Genomic DNA, 22,806 nt, shown 5'->3' on the forward strand with positions numbered 1-22,806 from the left:
AGTCTCCTTGTGGGTGTTGCCTTCTCAGGCGGGCTCTGAAATCTCGATCAGGTTCAAGTCCGGGTCGCGTACGTAGACCGAACGGATCTTTCCGGTCGCGCCGGTCCGCACGACCGGGCCTTCGATGACGGGCCAGCCGTGTTGCGCCAGCCGTTCGATCACCTGCTGCAGCGGCACGCCGGCCATGAAGCACAGGTCCAGCGAGCCCGGCGCCGGGAGATGCGCCTTGGGTTCGAACTCGCGGCCCTGCACATGGAGGTTGATTTTCTGGTGGCCGAACTTGAACGCCCGGCGCTCCACTGGCGGTGTGCCGCCGACGAATGTTTCCAGTACCATGCCCAGCACTTCCGTGTAGAACGAAATGCATTGCGCCTCATGCGCCGTGGTCAGCACGAGGTGGTCCAGATGGTCGATCATGCTTGCTCCTGCGGTGCCGGATGCAGGTCGGTGATGCGGCCGGCTTTGGCGACCTGGCCGGGCACTTCATGGCCAACGACCTGCGGCAGGTGGCGGGCCACATCCAGCAGCCCTTCGATATCCATGCCCGTGTCGTAGCCCATCGCATCCAGCATGTGGATGGCATCCTCGCTGGCAATGTTGCCGCTCGCGCCGGGCGCGTAGGGGCAACCGCCCAGCCCACCGAGCGAGCCGTCAAAGCGGGTGATGCCGCCCTGCAGCGCCGCCAGCACGTTGGCCAGGCCCATGCCGCGGGTGTTGTGGAAGTGCAGGGTGAGCTGCAATGCCGCGAAGGCCGCTTGCAGCGCATCGACCATGCGCGCCACCTGCGCGGGGTGCGCCATGCCGGTGGTGTCGCAGATCGTCAGGCCGCGCACACCCAGCTCGGCGAAGCGCGAAGCCCAGCGCAGCACTTCGGCCTGCGGCACTTCACCTTCCATCGGGCAGCCGAAGCAGGTCGAAAGCGAGACGTTGACCGCCACCCGGCCTTCCACCGCGCGGATCACTTCGGCCAGGCCGTTGAAGCTTTGTTCGCGCGTCATCCGCAGATTGGCGCGGTTGTGCGTCTCGGACGTCGACATCACGAGGTTGAGCTCGTCGGCGCGCGACTCCATCGCACGCTCGGCGCCGCGCAGGTTGGGCACCAGCACGGTGTATTCGACGCCGGCCACGCGCCGGATCCGGCCCATCACCTCCTCGGCATCGCGCAGCATCGGAATGGCTTTGGGCGAGGTGAACGACGTCACCTCGATCTTGGCGTAGCCGCATTCGCTCAGGGCATCAACCAGCGCGACCTTGTCGTCGGTGGGCACGAAGCGCGGCTCCATCTGGAAGCCGTCGCGCGTCACCACCTCATTGAAATGGATCCGCCTCATGCCTTGCCCCCGATCACGCCGCGTGCCCGGAGCGCATCGATCTGTTCGGGCGTGAGGCCCACTTCGCGCAGCACCGCGTCCGTGTCCTGCCCCACTGGCAGCGGCGCATTGCGCCGGTGGCCACCCGGCGTGAGCGAGAGCTTGGGCACGACCCCGGGGACGGTGAGCTCTGTGCCGTCGTCCATGCGCACCTTGTCGAGCATGCCACGTGCCGCGTAGTGCGGATCGGCCGCGATGTCGGCCACGGTGTAGATTCGTCCCGCGGGGACGGCGGCCTTGTCGAGCGCTTCCAGCACGGCATCGACGGTGCGGCTCGCGGTCCAGGCGCCGATGGCCGCGTCGATCTTTTCCACCTGCGCGACCCGGCCCGCGTTGTCGGCCAACGCCGCGTCAGAGGCCAAGTCATCACGGCCGATCACCGCCATCAAGCGCTTGAAGATGCTGTCGCCATTGCCCGCGATCAGCGCGTAGCCGCCGTCGCTGCACGGGTAGGCGTTGCTCGGCGCGATACCCGGCAGCGCGCTGCCGGCAGCGCCGCGCACGGCGCCGAACGCGCTGTACTCGGGCAGCAGGCTTTCCATGCAGTTGAAAACCGCCTCGTACAGAGCGACGTCGATAACCTGGCCCTCGCCGCTGGCATGCCGGTGCTGCAGCGCCAACAGGATGCCGATCACGCCGTGCAGGGCGGCCAGCGTGTCGCCGATCGACACGCCCACCCGTACCGGCACCCGGCCCGGCTCGGCTGTGAGATGCCGCAACCCGCCCATCGCCTCGGCCACCACGCCGAATCCGGGCCGGTCGCGATACGGCCCGGTCTGGCCGTAGCCGCTGATGCGCAGCACGATGAGGCGCGGGTTGATCTCCAGCAGCGCCTCTGGCGCCAGACCCCAGCCTTCCATCGCTCCGGGACGGAAGTTCTCGATCAGCACGTCGGCTTCGGCGGCCAGCCTGCGCACGATGTCCTGCGCGGCTTCGTCCTTGAGGTCGAGCGCCAGCGAGCGCTTGTTGCGCGACTGCACCTGCCACCACACCGAGGTGCCGTCCTTGAGCAGGCGCCATTTGCGCAGCGGATCGCCGGCGCCGGGCGGTTCGATCTTGACGACCTCGGCGCCGAAATCGGCGAGCGTCTTGGCGGCGAAAGGCCCGGCGATGAGCTGGCCCAGTTCCAGGACCTTGAGCCCAGCCAGCGGGCCGGCGTTGTGTTGGGGTGTCTCCATGGCCGCGAAGTGTGCGCGCGGCCGGGGCAGCGGTCTATTGCTTCTTGCGCGGCCGGGGCTTCGCGGTTTGCGAAGGCTGGACCATGTAGGCGACCAGCTCCGCGACGGCCGGATCGGGGTTGCCTTCGCTGGTTGCTACCAACATTCGCCGCTTGGCCCACCCATCGGCCAGCGGCCGCCAGTCGAGCTTCATGGCGCGCAGCATCGGCAGCGTCGCGCCTTTCGGCAGCACGGCAAGGCCTAGACCCGAAGCGACCAGATGGCACACCGCGTCGAAACTGCGCACCTGCATGCGCAGGCGAAACGGCTTGTTGGCCGCGAGCGCCGCTTGCTGCTGCCGCTGCAGCATCGCCGCGCCCGTGTTGAGGCTGATCCAGTCCTCGTCCAGCGCGTCGGCGAATGCCAGCGGCGTGCGCCCCGCGAGCCGATGCTTCGCCGGCAGCACCACCACCAATTCGTCAGTGCGGAACAGCTGGGTGCGCAGCCCGCCCGTGTCGGGCCCTTCGACGAACACGCCGACGTCCGCGCGGCCTTCGCGCAGCGCCGCGCCCACCGCGTCAGACACTTGCTCTTCGAGATCGATGCGGATCTGCGGCTTGAGCTTCGCGTAGCCGGCCAGCAGCGGCGGCAGGAACTGGTTGATGGCGGCGGTGCTGGCCGACAGGCGGATGTGCCGCGCGATGCCCTGGCGCAGGTCGGCCAGCTCACCGCCCAGCAGGTCAAGCGTCTGCAGCAGCGCCAGGCCGTGCTTGACGAACACGCGGCCCGCCCGCGTGGGCGCCACGCCGCGTGCATGCCGCTCGAACAGCGGCTCGCCCAACGCGGCTTCCAGGTCCTTGATGCGTCGGCTGGCCGCAGCCAGCGCCAAGTGGTGCTCGCGGGCTGCCGCAGTGAGGCTGCCGCTTTGCGCGCAGGCCACGGCCAGCCGGATCGAGACCAGGTCAAACCGCGCCAGGTTGTAGCTGGCGGCCATGCCGGCTCAGGCCTTTTTCTTGGCTACCGCCTTTTTGACCGCGACCGGAGCCGAGGCCGCGGCGGGGGACGCCTTCCTGGAATGGCCACGCTTTTCCAGCGCCTGGTCGAAGGCCCTGAGCGGCTCCTTCTCGGCCAGCAGCTTGTCGAGGTTCTTGACGATCTCGCCTTCGATGCGCTCCTTGAACGCACCGAGCAGAAAGCCCAGCCGCGCGTCGAGCACGAAGCTGTCCTTGGTGACCTTGAGCTCGCCGTTGGCGCCGGCGCGCGTGAAGGTCACCAGGTCGGAGGTCTTGCCCTCCTCGTAAGTGCACTCCATGCCGAGTTTTTCTTCGGCCGTCTCGGCCCAGCGGAACGCCAGCTTGCGTGCGGCGGGCAACCCCAGCGCATGGTCGCGGGTGATGTGGATGTCAGGCACTACCTATCTCCTTCAGCAGCTTGTGCCGCTCTTCTTTGGGCAAATCGGCCAATCGTTTGGCCGCATCATAGAATCGCTGCCAGTCGCGGCCCTCGCGTTCGAACAGGGCCTCGAGGCCGGGCACCAGTTCGTCATACGCGGCCTGCGCGCCGAACGACGCGTTGTTCGCGCGCTCGACGTACAGATCGTAGCCGCGAAAGCGCGCCGGGTCGCCGCCCCAGCTGTCCCGCAATTTGGCATACCCGGCGCGGAAGTCGCGCAGCGCTTCCTGCTTCAGGCGATCGCGTTCCGGCCCGCCCGTGTCCGCATAGATTTTTTCCAGCCGCTTGCGGGTCGCCAGCGCGAGGGCGCGGAACTGGTTGCGGCGGCCATTGAACTCGGCGTATTCCTGCCTCGCGGCCTCGGGCGCCTGCATCGCGAGCCAGCGTTCGCCACCCAGCCGCTCGACTGCCGTGGCGAAGGACTCGTTGAACATCGTGTCGTTCTTGGCGTAGACGACCTGGTGCGCGAGCTCGTGGAAGATCAGCCGCGCCAACTCGCCTTCGGGGTAGCCGATGAAGGTGTTCAGCAACGGGTCTCCCCCCGCCCAGTTCATCCAGCCCAGCGTGGAATAGGCCGGCACCGGGTACACATTCGACTCATAGCCTTCGCGAGCCAGTTGCGCGGCGTCGGCACGGGCCTGGGCTTCGTCGAAATAGCCGCGGTAGCTCACGCAGCCCGTCACCGGAAAGCACCATGTCTTGAGGGTCACCGAATACGCCGGCGCGGCCACCACGTTCCAGACGACGGCGTTGCGTTTGAGATCGGCGTAGCGGCGGTAGCTGGGATTGTCGGGAAGCTTCAGCTCGGTGACCGCGAACGTGCGAATGCGCTGGCTCAACGCCAGCCGCGTCTTCAATCGCTCCGGTGCCTGAGTGTCCGCCAGCCACTCCTCGACCGGCTTTGCGGCATTCATCATCTTCAGGTGGCCGGTCGCGGATTGCCAGTAGTACCCGAGGTTGGCACAGCCACTGAGGCACAGCAGGGACAGAGCACCCGCCACTGCCGTCACACCGAGAGCCGCCATGACGTATCGCTTCCTCACGCCGCCTGGACTTCGACCAGACAGTCGTAGAACACCGGCCCGCGGCCCATGTCGGTGAGGCGTTGGCTGGTGAGCTGGTTGACGTTGGTGCCATCCAGGCCGAGCTTGCGCCACCACACGCCCAGGCCGTTGACGACGCCCGGCCGGGCGCGGTCCGACACGTGAGCTTTGCAGCGATATTCGCCCCGGTCATTGAACACCCGCACCACGGCGCCGGTGACGATGCCGCGGGTCTGCGCGTCGTTCACGTGGATTTCGAGCAGGGGCTCGCGCTCGATCGCCTGAAGGCTGGGCACATTGACGAAACTCGAGTTCAAGAAATTGCGCGCGGGCGGCGAGATCATCGCCAGCGGATAAAGAGCCGACGTGCCCGGAACTTCGTAATTCGGAAGGTGGTCGGGCAGGCCGTCCAGGCCCTGGCGCGCCAACGCTTCGCTGAAGAATTCGCATTTGCCGGACGCGGTAGGGAAGCCGCCTTGCGCGAATGGTGCGTCGGGAAAATTCAACGACGCGAACCCCTGCTCCAGCAGCACGTCGAAATCGATTCGATCACCGTAGGCCATGCGGCACATGTTCTCGTCGTCTTGCGTGAAGCAGGGTTCGGTGAATCCCATGCGTTTGGCCAATTCACGGAAGACCTGCGAATTGGGTTTGGCCTGACCGATCGGCGCAATCGCCGGTCGATTCAGCAGCACGTCGGTGTGACCGTAGGCCAAGTGCACGTCCCAGTGCTCCAGCTGCGTGGTGGCCGGCAGGATGTAGTCTGCATAGTCGGCCGTGTCTGTCTGGAAGTGCTCCAGAACCACCGTGAAGAGATCTTCGCGCGCGAACCCAGACACCACTTTGGACGACTCGGGTGCGACCGCGACCGGGTTCGTGTTGTAAACCACGAGCGCCTCGATCCGCGGACCAAACGCAGCCGACGAAGCGCGCAGCAGGTCGTCACCGATGGTGCTCATGTTGATGGTGCGGGGCGTGCGACCTGCCAGCAGGTCGGGCCGTTGCAGGGCGGCCTTGTTCACCGGGAAGGTGCCGGAGCTGGAAAGCAACGCCCCGCCTGCGCGGTGCCTCCACGCACCCGTGAGCGCCGGCAGACAGGTGATGGCGCGCACGGCGTTGCCGCCGCCGCGCACGCGCTGCATGCCGTAGTTGAGGCGGATCGCCGCCGGCTGCGTCGTCCCATAGTCGCGCGCCAGCGTGCGGATCTGCTCCGGGGCGAGGCCGCAAATGGCGGCGGCGCGTTCGGGGCCCCAGCGCAGCGCCCTCTCGCGCAGCGCTTCCCAGCCCTTGGTGTGCTGCGCGATGTAGTCGTGATCCAGCCAGTCGTTCACGACCAGCTCGTGCATCAGCCCAAGGGCCAGCGCCGCGTCGGTGCCTGGCAAGAGCTGCAGATGCTCGTGGCATTTTTCGGCCGTTTCGGTGCGGCGCGGATCGATGCACACCAGCTTGGCGCCTTTGCGCTTGGCTTCCTGCGCAAGCCGCCAGAAATGCAGGTTGCTGGTGATGGAGTTGCTGCCCCAGACCAGGATCAGCTTGGCTTCGGCGAAGAACTCCACCTTCATGCCGACCTTCGCACCGAGCGTCTGCGTGAGGGCCTCGCCGCCCGCGCTGGAACAGATCGTCCGGTCCAGCAACGAGGCCCCCAGCTTGTGGAAAAAGCGCGCTGCCATGCCGTCGCCCTGCACGAGCCCCATGGTGCCGGCGTAGCTGTAAGGCAGGATGGCCTGTGGTTCGCGCGCCGCAATTGCTGAAAGGCGGCTGACGATGTCGCTCATCGCTTCGTCCCAACTCACGGGCTCGAAGCGGCCCGCGCCCTTCGGCCCGACGCGTTTCAACGGCTGCAGGACCCGGTCAGGATGGTACGTGCGCTCGGTGTAGCGCGAGACCTTGTTGCACAGCACGCCGTCTGTGGGGCGGTGCGCCGGGTTTCCGCTGACCTTGATGGCAACGCCATTTTCCACCGTGGTCAACAGCGAACAGGTGTCGGGACAGTCGTGCGGGCAGGCGCCTCGAACGACCTGTTGGGAAGCTTTCAGCAGACTGACGCTAGGGGAGATGCCAATGGCGCTGCTCATGAGGTAACCCTATAGTTTGCGCGCCGGTCCGCATTTCATACAAAGACCGCAGGAGACAAGCATGAGGTTGATGGAATCGTTGGTGCGCACCGTGATGGTAGCCGTCCTGGCGTTGCAGGGTGTCGCCGCCCTGGCTCAAGAAGGAGTCACGAAGACCAGCATTGTGATCGGCCAATCCGTGGCGCTCACCGGGCCGGGATCCTCGCTGGCCGTGCCGTTCCACCAGGGCGCCAAGATGTATTTCGACCGCGTGAACGCGGCCGGTGGCATCCAGGGCCGCAAGATCGAGCTGGTCACGCTCGATGACCGCGGCAACGCCCAGCTCGCGGTCGCCAACACCAAGAAGCTGCTGGAACAGGGCGTGCTGTCGCTGTTCGGCTACTACGGCTCGCCGCAGGTCACGGCCATCTACCCGCAGATCAAGGACGGCGACGTTCTTCTCTTTGCACCCATGGCGGCGGCGGACGAATTCCGCGGCGTCATGTACGGCAACGTGTACTCCGTGCGGCCGGGCTACGCCGAAGAGGCTGCCGCGATCGGCCGCCATGCCGAAACCCTGGGTGCCAAGCGCCTGGGCATCCTGCACGCAACGGACAGCGAGTCGCTGGCGGCGCTCGACTCCGCTATGCGCACGATGGGCAGCCTGGGCGCCAACGTCGTGGCCAACGCCGCGGTTCCGACGGGTGCCGTGGCCAACGCCGTGGACAAGGTCATGGTCGCCAAGCCGGAATCCGTGCTGGTGATCGGTGACGCCAACGGCGCGGCTGCCGCCGTGCGCGACCTGCGCGCCAAAGGGTTCCGCGGCCCGATCTACGGTTTTTCCAACACCGGTGAGAGCTTGCTTGCCGAGGAACTCGGTGCGGCCGGCGCGGGCGTCGTGGTGGTGCGCGTGGTGCCCAAGAGCGATACGGCAAAGGTGGCCGTGGTGCGCGAGATGACTGCCGACGCGCAAGCCGCGAAAACCGGCAAGCCCAATGTGTACATGCTCGAGGGCTACATCGCCGCGCGCGTGTACGCCGAGGCGCTGCGCCGGATCGCTCGCGACCCCACGCGCGCACGCCTGAAGAAGTCACTGGAAGCGCTGGACGACGTCAATCTCGGCGGCTTCCGTGTGCATTTCGCGGATGATCGCGTCGCGTCCAAGCTGGTGGAGCTGAGCTTGATCGACTCGCAGGGGCGGGTGCGCGAGTAAGTGGTCTGCTTCCCCGCAAGTTGGAAAGACACGTTCGGCGTCGACCTCGCGGCAAAGCTGTGCGTGGGCGGGCTGCGGCGCGATGGCTACGGCGTTCGGCTTCGGTGCTTCGCACCTCCTGCCGAATCCCTTGCGCCGGGAGACCCCGCGACCCGCGCGGCACAACTCGCCTGCGCTTCGCTCCGGGCTCAAACAGGTGCCGCGAGCATGAAACGGTCGCACGGCAAGCCGTGCTGGGTCGCGGGGCCACCCGCCGCAAGCGCCTGGGCTTTATTCGCGCCGCAGCCCGCCCACGCACAGCTTCGCAAACCATCGAGGCGCGCCGCCGGTGGAGTGCCAACGCTTCACGGGTCCGCCAACACATCGGCGCACCACCGTTGGCCCGCCACTCGCTCACTGCAACGCCGTGCATGGCCGGGCCGCGGCGCGAATAAAGCTCAGGCGTAGCCATCGCGCCGCGGCCCGGCCATGCACGGCGTTGCCGCGAGGTCCAAGAGCGCCAGCCTCCACGAAATGCGGCGTTGACAAGACACTAGCCAATCTCGCGCGTAGCGGCCAACCCGCGCATGAAAGCCTCGCAGCGAGCAAGCTGTTCCAGGCTCACGTACTCATCGGGCTGATGCGCCTGCGTGATGCTGCCGGGGCCGCAAACCACGGTGGGAATGCCGGACCGCTTGAAGAGGCCGGCCTCGGTGCCGAAGGCCACGAGTGTCGTGCCCTGTTCCCCCGCGAGCCGCTGCGCCAAGCGCGTGACCGGGTCATCGGCCGAGCCCAGGAAGCTGGGGATCTCGCAGATCGTCTCGAAGCTGAAGCCCGCTTCCGCCGACACCACCTTCATCGCCGGCTCAAGGGCGCGAGCATGGGCAATCACGGCCTTCTGCATCGCGCCTGCGTCGGCCGTGGGCAAATCACGGAATTCATAGCGAAATTCGGCATCGCGCGGCACCACGTTGTCGGCAATTCCGCCGTGGAACTGCCCGACGCTCGCGGTGGAGAACGGCACGTCGAAGCCCTCGTAGCGCGGCTCCTCGCGCTCGAAGCCTTCGGCCATGTCGCGCAGTTTGCCTACGAGCCGCGCGGCCATCTCGATGGCGTTGACCGATTGCGGCGTGAGCGATGAATGCGCCTCCTTGCCGCGCACGCAGCACTTGTAGCGGTACACGCCCTTGTGCGCGATCGCCGGCACCATGCCGGTGGGCTCGCCGACGATGCAGGCCAGCGGCTTGATGCCGGCATCGCGCATGTCGGCAATGAGCTCCTTGACGCCGAAGCAGCCCACCTCCTCGTCGTAGCTGAACGCCAGATGCACCGCGAACGGCGCCGTGCTCTCCAGGAAGTCGCTGGCATGCGCCAACGCGATCGCGATGAAGCTCTTCATGTCGGCCGAGCCGCGGCCCCACAGCCGGCCATCCTCGACTCGCGCGCTCAAGGGGTCGTGCGACCAATCCTGGCCGTCCCAGGGTACGGTGTCGGTGTGACCGGAAAGTATGACTCCGCCGGGCTTGCCCTCGCCGAGCGTAGCGAAGAGGTTCGCCTTGGTTTTGTCCGCATTGAAGGTGAGCCGGCTCGCCACGCCCAGCCTTGCCAGTTCGTCGCGCACGAAATGGATGAGCTCCAGGTTCGAATTGGCGCTGACGGTGTTCATGCGCACGAGGCTGCGAGCGAGTTCCAGCACGCGCGGGGATGGCGTTCGGGTTGGCGTGTCCATTGCACGATTCTCGCGGATATCCCGCACAGACCCCGGTGGCGCGAGATGCTTAGGCGGGCTAGACTGGCAGTTCCCCAAGCCGTATCAATACATATGAATATCCTGGACTCCGTGGTCACGCAAGCGGCCAGCATCGCGGCCATCCGCCGCGACATCCATGCCCATCCTGAACTTTGCTTCGAAGAAGTCCGCACCGCGGACGTGGTGGCGCAGAAACTCACCGAGTGGGGCATCCCCATCCACCGCGGCCTGGGCAAGACGGGCGTGGTCGGCATCATCAAGAGCGGCACCAGCTCGCGCGCCATCGGCCTGCGCGCCGACATGGACGCGCTGCCGATGCAGGAGTTCAACACCTTCAGCCACGCCAGCCAGAACGCGGGCAAGATGCACGCGTGCGGCCATGACGGGCACGTGGCGATGCTGCTGGCGGCGGCCCAGCACTTCGCGAAGAACAGCAACTTCGACGGCACCGTGTACCTGATCTTCCAGCCCGCCGAAGAAGGCGGCGGCGGCGCGCGCGAGATGATCAGCGACGGCCTGTTCGAGCAGTTCCCGATGGAAGCCGTGTTCGGCATGCACAACTGGCCGGGCTACGACGTCGGCAAGTTCGCCGTGAGTCCGGGGCCGGTGATGGCGTCCAGCAACGAGTTCAAGATCGTCATTCGGGGCCGCGGCAGCCACGCCGCCTTGCCGCACAACGGCATCGACCCCGTGCCCATCGCCTGCGAGATGGTGCAGGCGTTCCAGACCATCATCAGCCGCAACAAGAAGCCGATCGATGCGGGCGTGATCTCGGTCACCATGATCCACGGGGGCGAGGCGACCAACGTGGTGCCCGACAGCTGCGAACTGCAGGGCACGGTGCGCACTTTCACGCTGGAAGTGCTGGACCTGATCGAGCGGCGCATGAAGCAGATTGCCGAACACCTCTGCGCTGCGCATGACGCCACCTGTGAATTCGAGTTCGTGCGCAACTACCCGCCCACGATCAATTCCGCCGCAGAGGCGGAATTCGCCCGCACGGTGATGGCTTCGATCGTAGGTGAGGCCAACGTCGAAGTGCAGGAGCCGACCATGGGCGCCGAAGACTTCGCGTACATGCTGCAAGCCAAGCCGGGCGCGTACTGCTTCATCGCCAATGGCGACGGTAGCCACCGCGAAATGGGGCATGGCGGCGGGCCGTGCATGCTGCACAACCCCAGCTACGATTTCAACGACGAGCTGATCCCGCTGGGCGCCACCTATTGGGTCCGGCTGGCCGAAGCCTGGTTTTCGAAAGACAGGGCCTGAAAGGCCGTCAGCTGCCGAAGCGCTGCTGGGCGATTTCCAGCAGGCCGTCGAAGATCAGGCTGTCCACCAGCTCGAACGGCACCGACATGTGCGGCGCCATCTTCCAGCCGGCACCGCCGGTCATGTAACCCACCGGCTCGGCGCCGCAGTGCCGCCGCACGTGCTGCACCATGCGCTCGATCGCGCCGGCGATGGCAAAGGTGCCGCCGCTGGTCAGCGCGTCACTCGTGTTGGTCGGGAACTCGCGCACGTCGCCGGTCGGCACGTGCAGGCCCGCGGTGCCTGACTCCAGCGCGCGCAGCATGATGCCGTGGCCGGGGAGGATGAAGCCGCCCAGGAACCGCCCCTGCGCATCGATCGCCTCCACCGTCACCGCCGTCCCGACCATCACCACCACCAACGGCCGGGCCTCGCCCTGCGCCAACATGCGGTGGCGCGCACCGATCATTGCGACCCAGCGGTCCGAGCCCAGCCGCGTCGGATGGTCATAGCCGTTGGAAAGGCCCGCTTCGGCCGCGCTGGCCACCACCCATTGCGCGGACACGTCCCACAGTTCTTCCATCTGCTCTTCGACGCGGCGCTTGATTGCATCGGCCGCCACAGCGCAGCCCAGCATGCGAGCGGGCGCGGGCAGCGCCGACCAGGCGCCGTCGGCGAGCTTGTCGATGTGCTCCAGAAATTCCGCGCCCTGCGCCTTTACTTCGGCCCCGGGCCGCGCCGATTCGAACAGCGCCCACTTGAGGCGTGTGTTGCCGATGTCGATTGCGAGAAATGCCACAGAGGTCAGCCGGTATGGGGATTCATCAGCACTTGGCGGCTTCGGTCTGCACGCCAAGCACGCCCAGGCTCTCGGCCAGCGCCTTTTCCTGAGCCTGCAGCTGACCGCAGTCGGCGATCGCCTGCTTGACGCACAGCTGCAATTCGCGATGGCTTTCCATGGGCGCTTCAAGACTCAGGGCCGGCGAACCCTTGTCACCCGCCGAACCGGCCAGCGCAGCCAGGCGCGACCGCCAGGCCGTGACGTCCGATGCCAGTGCTTGCTGTAGAAGCTGCAATAAGGCGAGGCGGCGAGCCGATGCGGCCTGGGCCTGCTGGTACGCGGCCTGCGCCGCGGAGGCCACCGCGCGCAGCGCCTTGAGCCTGTCCACCAGGATTTCGCAGCGGGCAGCGTCATCCCTGATCTCCTTGTCGGCCTGCTCGTCATGGGGCGCGGCCTTGCGAGCCTTCAGCTGGGTGCGCATGTCCTGCAGCCAGCGCGCGCCCTGATTCAGGATTTTTTCGATGGCGCGGTATTCGACCTCGAGCTCGACCAGCGACAGCTCGCCCGCTGTCCCCTGCGCCTGCGGCTTCTTTTGCAAAGCCTGCGCCTGCTTGGCCAAGCCCTGGGTGACTTCGTCGATCCGTTCGAACTGTGCCGCGAATTCGGCTCCGGCAGTGCGGCTCTTGCCGGTGGTGCGTGCCCACCAGCCGCGCGCCTGCAGCAAGCCGAAGTCCAGCTGCGGCAGCGCTTCGGCCAGGCGCGTCAATTCAGCGGTGACGGGCGAGAAGTCGCGCAGGCCCGCCTGCTTTTGCATTTCCTCTCGCAGTTCACCCAACCGGCGCACGTGGGCGTAGCCGGCGTCCGCGGCCATCTGATTCAACCACGCTGCCGGCGAGGCCGCGGCCATGGGCGCGCCTTGTGCGGCCAGCGTGGCAGGGGTCATCAGCGAAGCGGTGCGGTCGTGATCGGCCATGGGCTTTCAGGGGACAGTGAGGCGCAATATAAACCTTTCCACGGGAGCCCAGTCGCCGCCACATCTTTCAGATGGCGCCGATCCAGCAAGCGCGCTGGATGGCCGCCATCTTGTTGTCGACCTTGAGCTTTCCCATGGCATTGGCCAGGTGGTAGTTGACGGTGCGCTCGCTGCAATGCAGGCGCTGCGAGCTCTCGCGTGCCGTGAGGCCCTGGAAGGCGAGCACCAGGCACTCGCGCTCACGCGGGCTCAGGGGCGAACGGGCATTGGCGAGGCTGCGCCGCACCAGCGGCCAGATATTGAGCGCCGACCACACCAGTGCCGCGGCCTCGGCCCGGTCGGCGAGTTCGCGCGGGCTGAACATGAAGCATTCGAAAGCGCGGCCGGCGGGCAGGGGGAACTCCACCCGTACCACTGTCTGGAAGCCATGCGCGAGCCACAGCAGCCGCCAACGGCTCGACCCGAGGTGGTTGCTCTTGGCGATGTATTGCCACGCCACCAGCGGCGCATCCGAGTCGCGCCAGGGCGCACCGAAGTCGCGGCTCTCGGCCAGCGCCTGCGCGGCTTCGCCCAACACCGGCGGATGCACCGCCAGGACTTGCCTGTCCTCGTTGCCGCCGAATGGATTGGGCCCCAGAATGGCCACAGCTTCGACGGAGAATTCGCGCATGGCGCCAACCCAGTCGTTCAGGAGCCCGTCCAGGCTCACGCTGTCAAAGTTAACAGGTACCTCCATGCGCCTAAGTGTTCCTCCATCGAGCGGGCTGAGACAATAGCATCATCGGTGGACTCGCACGGAGCCTCCAGTCAATGGACTTGATCACATGAATTTTTCGCTGTTCCACCGCCCCGGCACCATCGTCTTCCTGGACGACGACCCCGACTACCTCGAGATGCTGTCGCTGGTGCTGCCGCGCCGGTGGCACGTCAAGCTGTTCACGCAGCCGAACGAGTGCATCAACTACCTGCAGCAGGAGCCGCCCTTCTGGGAAGCCGACGCGTGGAACCAGCAGCAGCTGATCGACCAATGGCGCGCCGGCAAGCCGCTCATTCCGCAAGTCCTGGACTACTGGTCGAAATATACCGAGCGCTATGCGCTGGCGCGCGTGTGCGTGGTGGACTATTCGATGCCGAGCATGGACGGCCTGCAGGCGTTGTCGGAGCTGGTGGAGTGGCCGGGCTCGCGCGTGCTGCTGACGGGCCAGGCCGACGAACAGATCGCGGTGCGCGCGTTCAACCGTGGCCTGATCGACCAGTTCATCCCGAAGCAAAGCCCCGACATCGCGGGCCGGCTGATCTCCGCGGTGGAGCACCTCTTGTCGACACCGAATGCGCGTCATGCGCAGACCTGGCGTGTCACGCTCGGCCCGGAACAGAACGCATTGCTGCGCATCCCGTCGATCAGCCGCGATCTCGCGGCCTTCGCTGCCAAGCGCTGGGTCGAGCACGTCGCGATCGGCGACCCCTTCGGCGTGCTGGGCCTGGACGGGTCGGGGCGCGCCAGCTGGCTGCAGCTCGAAAGCCGCGCCGGGCTCGCCGCGCTGGCGGAGCTGGCCGAACTCGAAGGCGTGCCCCCCGCCGCGCTGGAAGATATCCGGGCGGGCCGCAGCCTCGCCAACCTGGAGCTGCGCCAGGCACTGGGCTCGCGGTCGCCGGTGGAACTGGTCAACGCCTTCCCCCTCGGGCAGGACGAATCGGTGTTCGGCGCATTGTTCGACATCACCCCTCCCAGCGGCCCGGACCCGGCCAACGGTTTTACGAACTGGCTGGCGCGCCAGGAAGCGCGCCATGTGAGCATGTAGCAGGGCCTCAGCCTGCCGCAGCCGGACGCGGCCGGAAATACAGCGAGACTTCGGTGCCGCGGCCCAGCTCCGACGTGACACGGATCTCGCCGCCCATCGACTGCATGACGCGCTGGCAGAACATGAGGCCCATGCCGTTGCCGCCGGTGTCGGCGCGTGTCGTGACGGGCTCTCGCGTTAGCCGCGCCAGCATCGCGGGCGCGATTCCGGGGCCGTTGTCTCGAAACCGGATCCATGGGCGCACGTTGTCCCCTTCGCTGTCGCGGCCCACTTCGATACGCAGGCTGGGCTGGGGCCGCCCGCGCAAGGCGATCAGCGCGTTCTTGGCAACCGTGCACAGTACAAGATAAAGCAGGTCGCGGCGGCCCGGGAGCATGAAGTCCTGAATGATTTCCGTCGACACCCAGGCACGCTCATCGGCGTCGAAAGGAAACTCGTCGAGCACCGACTGCGCCAGCGCGCTGGCCGCAACCGGCGGTGGGGCCGCGCCGGGAAACGCGTCACGCGCCGAGCGCACGAAGGTCGAGACCAGCGACTGGCAATAAAGCGCGCGGCGCTCTGCGTTTTCCAGGGCGCCCAGCAGCTCACCGGGGCGGTCCTCGGCAAAAGTTGCCAGGCCGGGCGGCACACCGTCCGGTGCCGGCTGGTGCCGGGCAATCACCGTGCTGACGAAACCTCGCACCGTGGCCAGCGGTGTGTTGAGCTCGTGGGCGAGGAAGCCCATCGTCTCGCGCAGGGCGACGGCACGGCCTTCGTTCAGCGAGCGCTCGAAGGCCTGCGCACGGTAAAGGGCCATCGCCTCGCGCAAGGCTTCGCGCGTGACCTGTTCGTCCAGCGGTTTTTCCAGGATGCGCAGCACCTGTCCCTGGTTGACCGCGGCGATGGCCACGTCTTTTTCGGCGTACGCGGTGGCGAGAAGGCGGATCAGGTGGCGGTGGTCGCGCCGCACCGTCTTCAGCAGCTTCATGCCATCGCGCTCAGGCATGCGGTAGTCGGTCAGCAGCACGGCAAATTCGTGTTCTCGCTGGGCCAGCAGCTGCAGCGCATCGCCGGCGCCGGCGGCGGTGACAATGCTGAATTCGTCGCCGAAGCTGCGCGCAAACAGCTTGCGGGACGTCGGTTCATCGTCGACGAAGAGGATCGCCAGATCGGCTTGCTGAACTCCGGGCTGCATCATGGCGAGAGAGTCTCTCATACCGCGCCCGCCTCCCGTCCGACGTATTCGTTCAAAGCTCGCGCCGACTGGCTCGCCAACAGCGCGATAGGCTCCACCCAACCGGCCTGGGCGGGCAGGCGATGGTCCTGCGACGCCTGCGCATAAATCTGCTTGGACAGCCGATGCAAGGCGACCGCTCCCGCCTCGCCGCTCAGGCCCACGAGCGAGTGCATCAATTCCATGCACTGCGCCAGGTCGTTGCGCCCGGCACCGGCGTCCAGGCGCTCGACCAGGCGCGCGATTTCGGGCACGTAGTCGCCCACCAGCTCTTCCAGCATCCCGATCTCGCGATAGCGCTCCAGCCGGTCGACGTCGAGCAGGCGGTCGTCGGCCCGCGGCGGGGCCGGCGGCAGGGTGGCGGGGCCTGCAGGGGCGCGCGACGTGAGCTGGCGCAGCTTGCCGTACAACACGGCCGCGTCCACGGGCTTGGTGATGAACTCGCCCATGCCCGCCGCGCGTGCGGCCCCCATCATGTCGGCGCTCGAGTGCGCGGTGAGCGCGACGATGGGCACGTCGCGCCAGGCCGTGCTGCTGGCGCGGATCGCCTGGGCCGTGTCCAGGCCGCTCATGCCCGGCATATTGATGTCGAGCAGCACCGCGTCCCATGCGCCGCCGCCTGCGTTCAATTGCGCCATGACGGCCTCGCCTGTGGCCGCCTCCGCCACCTCTACCCCCGCGCGCCGCAGGTAAGCCGCAACGGCCTTGCGGCTGTAGGCGTTGTCGTCCGCCAGCAGGACGCGCTGGCCCTCGAGTTCGCCATGCTCCAGCCGCGCCCGGCCAGCCGGGTGCTCGAGCGCCTCGCAGAGCGCGCGCAACAAGGCGTCCTGCTCGCACGGCTTGTTGACCAGGCCGTCCATGCCTGCCTTGAGCGTCTTGACCCGTGCTGCAGGGCCCGGCTCGCCGGTATAGGCCACGATGCACACGTCGCGGTTGCCGGGGGCCTGCCCCGCGCGAATCTGTTCGGCGACCGCGTAACCGTCCATGCCCGGCATGTTGAGGTCCAACAATACGAGGTCGTAGCGGAAGTTCGACAGCATCGCCAGCGCCTGCTTCCCATCCGCGGCTTCGTCGACCACGGCTTCCACGGGCGCCAGCTTCATCCGCGTGGACTTTCGCAAGGCCGCGTCGTCATCCACCACCAGCAGCCGACGCCGCACGAACACCGCCTTGGCCTTGGCCACGACCGTGTGGCGATGCACCTCGCGCTCTTGTGCGGTGACGGGGGGAAACGTCAGAATGAACTGGGTGTATTCGCCCTGGACCGACTCGCAAGCGATGTCGCCGCCGAACGCGCGCATCACGCGGCGGCAATAGGCCAGGCCGAGGCCCGTGCCGCCGGACTTGCTGGTGCGAAACGGCTCGAACAACCGGCGCTGCAGCTCGGGGGCGATGCCCGGCCCGGTGTCCCGCACCTTCACGGTGCCGGCGTCGATCGTGACGGCCACCCGGGCTTGTGGATAGGCCGGCAGGTAGTAAAGCGCGTTCTTGATCAGGTTGAACAGGACGAACAGGAACGCTGTCTCCTCGCCGCGGAACAGGAAGTCCTTGACGGTTTCGACGCTGACGCGGGAGCGCTGCTCATGGCTGTCGTAGCCATACTCCAGCACCGCCTTGTGGCATGCCTCCGAGGCCGACAGGTAAGCGAACCCGCCCGGGTTCAGCGGCTTGGCGTTGACTTCGTCAAGCGTCATCGAGATCACCTGGAGGCCTCGTTCCACCGCGATCTCGCCCTGGGCCAGGTGGCGGTAGAGGGCGTCCACATCCCCGGGCTGCAATACCTGGGCCTGTGCCTTCAAGGTCGGCGCCGGCAGGGATTGCCGCAGGCTTTCCAGGCTGTGCCTGATCTGGCCCAACGGGTTGCGCATCTCGTGCGCGATGGAGCCCGCCAGGGACGCATAGGCATGCCGCACCCTCTCAGCCGTGGCGCTCTCAAGGGCGAACTTGAACAAGCTGCCGCAGACCACGACGACCAGCAGGATGGGCAGGCGCTGCACATAGTCGGCCGGCATGCGCGGGTCCGGGTCGGTCAGCACGTACAGGCCGATGGCGGCGCAGAAACCGGTGAGCAAGATGACGACCACGTTGCGCCAGTCCGCCAGGAAGATGACCACGAACGCCGCCAACAGCGTGTTGCCCACCGCGATGGTGCCCCCGCCATGCTTGAGCGAAGTGAACATGAACGTGAGCGGAAACAGGATGAGCACCACCGCATACGAGTAGGCGAGGTAGTAAGGCTTAAGGCGCTCGGGCCAACGGTTCTTCAGGAACAGGATGAAGCAGATCGCCGCATTGAACAGCCTGAAGTTGAGGTCGTCGTACACCGGCGCCGACTTGGTGAAGCGCAACAGGTAGAACGCCGGGAAAACGATGAAGCCCACCAGGCTCGTGTAGTACAGCAGCAGCGGCCCGTGCGCGTGGTAGGCCTTGTAGTGGGAAAAGAGCTTCTTGAGCGGGTTCATCTCGATGGCGCTCCGTTCGTGGCCGCTCATTGTGGCCTCAGCGTCGGGAGTTTGCCTTCAAGCGCCTGGGCGATCTGTGCCGGCTTGCCGCGGATCAGGGTGTAGGCTTTCCCGGTCCCGGCCAGCGGCACGTCACGCGCAAACGCAGCAAACTCGAACCGCCGGTACAGCCGGCTCAGGACATGGGTGCAGGCGGCGTAATAGTGGTCCACGCGCGTGCGGGCACAAGAGTACGTGAGGGCCAGGTGAAGGCAGTGCCCCAAGGCGTTCACGTCAGCCCGGTGTTCCGGGGCGAGGACGAGGCGGCCGATTTCCCAGTCGACCGGCGACAGCGCCGGCGCGGCGTCTCCCAGCTGCGCACAGAGCGCTTCAGTCAGGGTGAGCCCATGCCCCATGGGCACCATGCGGACAGTCCCTATAAGATCGCCGCCCTGCTCGAAGGCGAACACAAAACCCAATTCGTCTCTTTTTTTTCGAGAGAAGCGAAATTCGAGCTTGCGCTCGCATGCACCGACAGGTCGATCTCCTCGCGCAGGTCCAGCACGGAGTCGATCTCGGCAGGCGTCTTCAGGTGGCGCAGCACCACGCCTTCGGATCCGAACGGCACCGAAGGCGGGATCATCACTCCGAAGGACCGGTGTGCAGGGGTATGGCTGGCATGAAGGTTCATGGCTGCTCCTGGATGCTCTTTTGCGCCACCTGCTCGAGCAGCTGGCCGGTGAGGGACAAGGTCGTGACACAGACGCGGGTCACGAGCTCCCGGTCCTGGGGCGAAATCGCGAACCGGTCGATCGCTTCCTCCACCTGCTGGATATGGGCTTCGTCGGCTTCCGCGTGGGAACCGAAGAACGTGACGTTCTTGCTCGTGAGCTTCAGGTCGGCGCAGACCTTGCGGATGGGCTCCTGGATATGCGCATGGGCGCCCTCCGCCCAAAAGCTGTATCCCAGCCGCGCAATGGGGCCGTAGCGCAGAGCCACGTAGTAGAGATAGCCGATCAGTGCTTCGGTCGCCGGCAGCGGCGAGGCCGTGAGGTCCCGCTCGTCGAGCATCCCGATGCTCTTCAAATCGTGCGTGACCATGCGTTCATGCCCCAGTTCCTCGCCGGCATGTTTGTAGACGAATTTCAGCAGGCCCTCGGGTGCCGGCACGAACGCGGCCACCGCCTGGTTCATCGAGTTATGCCGGGAGTAGTGATAGACCTCGACCAGGAAATTGCGCCACAGGGCCGGGGTCACCGGCTCGCTCATGACCCGGCGCCAGAACGCGCCTTGCTTGATTTTTGCCCACTCGGAATCGACTGTCTTGCGCAGTGTTTCGGTGAACAACGCGTTACCGGCAACCGGAACGCGCGAAACGACTTCCATGAGGCACCCCTGTCAGATATATGCCTCAATTGAAGGACTAAACACGCTTTCGCGTGCTCAACCCCCTGTCAACATTGACAGGGGTCGAACCCAAAACGGAAGAAATACTGAAGGGGCTGCCCAGGCCTACGCGAACAAAGTTCTAAAAAATCACCGTCAACACAGCGCCCGGCAGCTTATGCGAGCTTGCCGTGGCACTGCTTGAACTTCTTGCCGCTCCCGCACGGGCAAGGGTCGTTGCGGCCGACCCGGGGCATGTCAGCGACAACGGGAGCGGCCTGCCGCGCGGTGCTCTCGTCCAGCGTGGTCAGCACCTCGCCGGTCTCGGTCGGTGCGCTGTAGGTGACGTTGGAGATGCGCTCGGCGCGGCTCTCGATGTCCTCGGCGGCCTGTTCGAGCTGTTCGCCCGATTGGACCTGCACCGTCATCAGGATCTTGGTGACCTCGTTCTTCACCGAGTCCAGCAACTGGCCGAACAGCTCGAAAGCCTCGCGCTTGTATTCCTGCTTGGGCTGCTTTTGAGCGTAGCCGCGCAGGTGGATGCCCTGGCGCAGGTAGTCCAGCGCCGAGAGATGCTCGCGCCAGTGCGTGTCGATGCTTTGCAGCAGCACGATGCGCTCGAACTGCGTGAAGTTCTCCGGGCCGATCTGCTGCACCTTGGCGTCGAATGCCTCGTTGGCCACCTTGACCACCTTCTCGAGGATTTCCTCGTCGGTGATGCTGCTTGCGGACTGCACTTCCTGCTGCAGCGACAGCGGGATGCCCCACTCGTCGCCCAGCACCTTCTCCAGCCCCGGCAGGTCCCATTGCTCTTCCACCGATTCCGGCGGCACGAACTGGTGCGTGAGGTCGGTGAAGCAGCCTTCGCGCAGCGACGCGATCTGCGCGCCCAGGTCGCTCGCGTCCAGGATGTCGTTGCGCTGCTGGTAGATCACCTTGCGCTGGTCGTTCGACACGTCGTCGTATTCGAGCAGCTGCTTGCGGATGTCGAAATTCCGCGCCTCGACCTTGCGCTGCGCGCTCTCGATGCTGCGCGTGACGATGCCGGCCTCGATGGCTTCGCCATCGGGCATCTTCAGGCGCTCCATGATCGCCTTGACCCGTTCGCCCGCGAAGATGCGCATCAGCGGGTCATCCAGGCTCAGGTAGAAGCGCGAAGAGCCGGGGTCGCCCTGGCGGGCGGAGCGCCCGCGCAGCTGGTTGTCGATGCGGCGCGATTCGTGGCGCTCGGTGGCGATGATGCGCAGGCCGCCCTGGGCCACGACGAACTCGTGGTCCTTGGCCCACTCGGCGCGCAGCTGCGCGATGCGCGACTGCCTGGTGCCTTCGTCCAGCGTCTCGTCGGCCTCAACGGCTTCGATGGCCTTCTGGATATTGCCGCCCAGCACGATGTCGGTGCCACGGCCCGCCATGTTGGTGGCGATGGTGATCATCTTCGGCCGGCCGGCCTGCGCGACGATTTCTGCTTCACGCGCATGCTGCTTGGCGTTGAGCACCTGGTGCGGCAGGTTCTCCTTGTTCAGCAGCTCATCGATGATTTCGGAGTTCTCGATCGAGGTGGTGCCGACCAGTACCGGCTGGCCGCGCTCGTAGCACTCGCGAATGTCCTTGATCGCCGCTTCGTACTTCTCGCGCGTGGTCTTGTACACGCGATCGAGCTGGTCCTGCCGGACGTTGGGCCGGTTCTGCGGGATCACGATGGTCTCGAGACCGTAGATCTCCTGGAATTCGTAGGCTTCGGTGTCGGCCGTGCCGGTCATGCCGGCGAGCTTGCCGTACAGGCGGAAGTAGTTCTGGAAGGTGATCGAGGCGAGCGTCTGGTTTTCGGCCTGGATCTGCACGCCTTCCTTGGCCTCCACGGCCTGGTGCAGGCCGTCGCTCCAGCGCCGGCCCGACATCAGGCGCCCGGTGAACTCGTCGACGATGACGATTTCGCCGTCCTGGTTCACGTAGTGCTGGTCGCGGTGGTACAGGTGGTTGGCCCGCAGCGCCGCGTTCAGGTGGTGCATCAGCGTGATGTTGGCCGGGTCGTACAGCGATGCGCCTTCGGGAATCAGGCCCAGGTTGAAGAGGATGCGCTCGGCATTCTCGTGGCCCTGCTCGGTGAGGAACACCTGGTGGCTCTTCTCGTCGACGGTGAAGTCGCCGGGCTTGATGATGCCTTCACCCGTGCGCGGATCGGCTTCGCCTTCCTGCTTGGTGAGCAGCGGAACCACGCGGTTGATGGCGATGTACAGCTCGGTATGGTCCTCGGCCTGGCCGCTGATGATCAGCGGTGTGCGGGCCTCGTCGATCAGGATCGAGTCCACCTCGTCGACGATGGCGTAGTTCAGGCCGCGCTGCACGCGGTCGGCCACTTCGTACACCATGTTGTCGCGCAGGTAGTCGAACCCGAACTCGTTGTTCGTTCCGTAGGTGATGTCGGCGCGGTAGGCGGCCTGCTTCTCCTCACGCGGCATGTTGGGCAGGTTCACGCCTGTCGACAAGCCGAGGAAGTTGTAGAGCTTGCCCATCCACTGCGCGTCGCGGTTGGCGAGGTAATCGTTCACCGTCACCACGTGCACGCCCTTGCCTGTCAGCGCGTTCAGGTAGACCGGCAGCGTGGCCGTGAGCGTCTTGCCCTCACCGGTACCCATTTCGGCGATCTTGGTGTTGTGCAGCGCCATGCCGCCCAGCATCTGGACGTCGAAGTGGCGCATTTTCATCGCGCGCTTCGAGCCCTCGCGCACGACGGCGAACGCCTCGGGCAGCAGGTCGTCCAGGGTTTCGCCCTTGGCCAGGCGGTCTTTGAACTCCTGGGTTTTTCCTCGCAGTGCGTCGTCGCTGAGCTTCTCGAACTCCGGCTCCAATGCACTGATCCGCTCGACGGAACGGCGGTATTGCTTGAGGAGGCGGTCGTTGCGCGAACCGAAAATCTGGGTGAGGAAGTTCTTGGCCATGAATG

At 66.3% G+C, this 22,806-nt stretch carries 20 protein-coding genes; 3 read left to right on the forward strand and 17 right to left on the reverse strand.

Features of this window, described 5'->3' with window-relative positions:
* Positions 1-24: 24 nt before the first annotated feature.
* The 7 genes from EEB15_RS08485 to EEB15_RS08515 are packed head-to-tail and all read right to left on the reverse strand — an operon-like array spanning position 25 to position 7,097.
* Entirely contained in the window at positions 25-417 is a 393-nt protein-coding gene (locus EEB15_RS08485) for a VOC family protein (RefSeq protein WP_141509399.1), read from the reverse strand.
* Positions 414-1,331, reverse strand: a complete 918-nt coding sequence (locus tag EEB15_RS08490) for a hydroxymethylglutaryl-CoA lyase (RefSeq protein WP_141509400.1) — start codon at positions 1,329-1,331, stop codon at positions 414-416. Before EEB15_RS08490 ends, EEB15_RS08485 begins: the two co-directional genes overlap by 4 nt.
* Positions 1,328-2,548 (reverse strand): CaiB/BaiF CoA-transferase family protein, encoded by a 1,221-nt coding sequence (locus EEB15_RS08495; RefSeq protein ID WP_141509401.1) that lies wholly within the window; start codon positions 2,546-2,548, stop codon positions 1,328-1,330. The genes EEB15_RS08490 and EEB15_RS08495 overlap by 4 nt, the downstream gene beginning before the upstream one ends.
* A gap of 34 nt (positions 2,549-2,582) precedes the next feature.
* The gene (locus tag EEB15_RS08500) at positions 2,583-3,521 is read right to left on the reverse strand and encodes a LysR family transcriptional regulator (RefSeq protein WP_141509402.1); all 939 of its coding nucleotides are present in this window, start codon (positions 3,519-3,521) and stop codon (positions 2,583-2,585) included.
* A gap of 6 nt (positions 3,522-3,527) precedes the next feature.
* Positions 3,528-3,938 (reverse strand): polyhydroxyalkanoic acid system family protein, encoded by a 411-nt coding sequence (locus EEB15_RS08505; protein ID WP_141509403.1) that lies wholly within the window; start codon positions 3,936-3,938, stop codon positions 3,528-3,530.
* Entirely contained in the window at positions 3,931-5,004 is a 1,074-nt protein-coding gene (locus EEB15_RS08510; protein ID WP_141509404.1) for an aminopeptidase, read from the reverse strand. Before EEB15_RS08510 ends, EEB15_RS08505 begins: the two co-directional genes overlap by 8 nt.
* Before the next feature lie 14 nt (positions 5,005-5,018).
* On the reverse strand, positions 5,019-7,097 hold the full coding sequence (locus EEB15_RS08515) for a molybdopterin-dependent oxidoreductase (RefSeq protein WP_141509405.1): 2,079 nt from the start codon (positions 7,095-7,097) through the stop codon (positions 5,019-5,021).
* A 61-nt stretch (positions 7,098-7,158) separates the two neighbouring features.
* On the opposite strand from EEB15_RS08515, the gene EEB15_RS08520 reads away from it, so the two are divergent.
* Positions 7,159-8,289: an ABC transporter substrate-binding protein gene (locus EEB15_RS08520; RefSeq protein ID WP_141509406.1), complete on the forward strand. Its 1,131-nt coding sequence runs from the start codon at positions 7,159-7,161 to the stop codon at positions 8,287-8,289.
* A 532-nt stretch (positions 8,290-8,821) separates the two neighbouring features.
* Here the strand turns inward: EEB15_RS08520 and argE are convergent.
* Positions 8,822-9,997 (reverse strand): acetylornithine deacetylase, encoded by a 1,176-nt coding sequence (gene argE, locus EEB15_RS08525; RefSeq protein WP_141509407.1) that lies wholly within the window; start codon positions 9,995-9,997, stop codon positions 8,822-8,824.
* 93 nt (positions 9,998-10,090) lie between these two features.
* Here argE and EEB15_RS08530 point away from each other — a divergent pair, with 93 nt between their 5' ends.
* The gene (locus EEB15_RS08530; RefSeq protein WP_141509408.1) at positions 10,091-11,287 is read left to right on the forward strand and encodes a M20 aminoacylase family protein; all 1,197 of its coding nucleotides are present in this window, start codon (positions 10,091-10,093) and stop codon (positions 11,285-11,287) included.
* A gap of 7 nt (positions 11,288-11,294) precedes the next feature.
* On the opposite strand, the gene EEB15_RS08535 is transcribed toward EEB15_RS08530, so the two are convergent.
* The 3 genes from EEB15_RS08535 to EEB15_RS08545 all read right to left on the reverse strand — a co-directional run bounded on the left by EEB15_RS08535 (position 11,295) and on the right by EEB15_RS08545 (position 13,756).
* Complete coding sequence (locus tag EEB15_RS08535; RefSeq protein ID WP_141509409.1) at positions 11,295-12,065, reverse strand: type III pantothenate kinase; 771 nt, start codon at positions 12,063-12,065, stop codon at positions 11,295-11,297.
* 25 nt (positions 12,066-12,090) lie between these two features.
* Positions 12,091-13,020, reverse strand: coding sequence for a hypothetical protein (locus EEB15_RS08540; protein WP_141509410.1), 930 nt, complete (start codon positions 13,018-13,020; stop codon positions 12,091-12,093).
* 67 nt (positions 13,021-13,087) lie between these two features.
* The gene (locus tag EEB15_RS08545; protein WP_141509411.1) at positions 13,088-13,756 is read right to left on the reverse strand and encodes a helix-turn-helix transcriptional regulator; all 669 of its coding nucleotides are present in this window, start codon (positions 13,754-13,756) and stop codon (positions 13,088-13,090) included.
* A gap of 88 nt (positions 13,757-13,844) precedes the next feature.
* Between EEB15_RS08545 and EEB15_RS08550 the strand changes: the two genes are divergently transcribed.
* Entirely contained in the window at positions 13,845-14,822 is a 978-nt protein-coding gene (locus EEB15_RS08550; protein WP_141509412.1) for a response regulator, read from the forward strand.
* A 7-nt stretch (positions 14,823-14,829) separates the two neighbouring features.
* Here EEB15_RS08550 and EEB15_RS08555 read toward each other — a convergent pair whose 3' ends face one another.
* The 6 genes from EEB15_RS08555 to secA all read right to left on the reverse strand — a co-directional run bounded on the left by EEB15_RS08555 (position 14,830) and on the right by secA (position 22,801).
* Positions 14,830-16,017 (reverse strand): hybrid sensor histidine kinase/response regulator, encoded by a 1,188-nt coding sequence (locus tag EEB15_RS08555; protein ID WP_233259417.1) that lies wholly within the window; start codon positions 16,015-16,017, stop codon positions 14,830-14,832.
* Complete coding sequence (locus EEB15_RS08560; protein ID WP_141509413.1) at positions 16,014-18,527, reverse strand: response regulator; 2,514 nt, start codon at positions 18,525-18,527, stop codon at positions 16,014-16,016. Before EEB15_RS08560 ends, EEB15_RS08555 begins: the two co-directional genes overlap by 4 nt.
* Positions 18,524-18,946, reverse strand: coding sequence for an N-acetyltransferase (locus tag EEB15_RS08565; protein WP_233259429.1), 423 nt, complete (start codon positions 18,944-18,946; stop codon positions 18,524-18,526). The genes EEB15_RS08560 and EEB15_RS08565 overlap by 4 nt, the downstream gene beginning before the upstream one ends.
* On the reverse strand, positions 18,913-19,167 hold the full coding sequence (locus EEB15_RS08570; RefSeq protein ID WP_141509414.1) for a hypothetical protein: 255 nt from the start codon (positions 19,165-19,167) through the stop codon (positions 18,913-18,915). The genes EEB15_RS08565 and EEB15_RS08570 overlap by 34 nt, the downstream gene beginning before the upstream one ends.
* Entirely contained in the window at positions 19,164-19,862 is a 699-nt protein-coding gene (locus EEB15_RS08575; RefSeq protein ID WP_141509415.1) for an iron-containing redox enzyme family protein, read from the reverse strand. The genes EEB15_RS08570 and EEB15_RS08575 overlap by 4 nt, the downstream gene beginning before the upstream one ends.
* Positions 19,863-20,038: 176 nt before the next feature.
* Positions 20,039-22,801, reverse strand: a complete 2,763-nt coding sequence (gene secA, locus EEB15_RS08580; RefSeq protein ID WP_141509416.1) for a preprotein translocase subunit SecA — start codon at positions 22,799-22,801, stop codon at positions 20,039-20,041.
* Positions 22,802-22,806 lie beyond the last annotated feature (5 nt).

It is taken from the genome of Ramlibacter sp. WS9, assembly GCF_003797765.1.
GTDB lineage: Bacteria > Pseudomonadota > Gammaproteobacteria > Burkholderiales > Burkholderiaceae_C > Ramlibacter.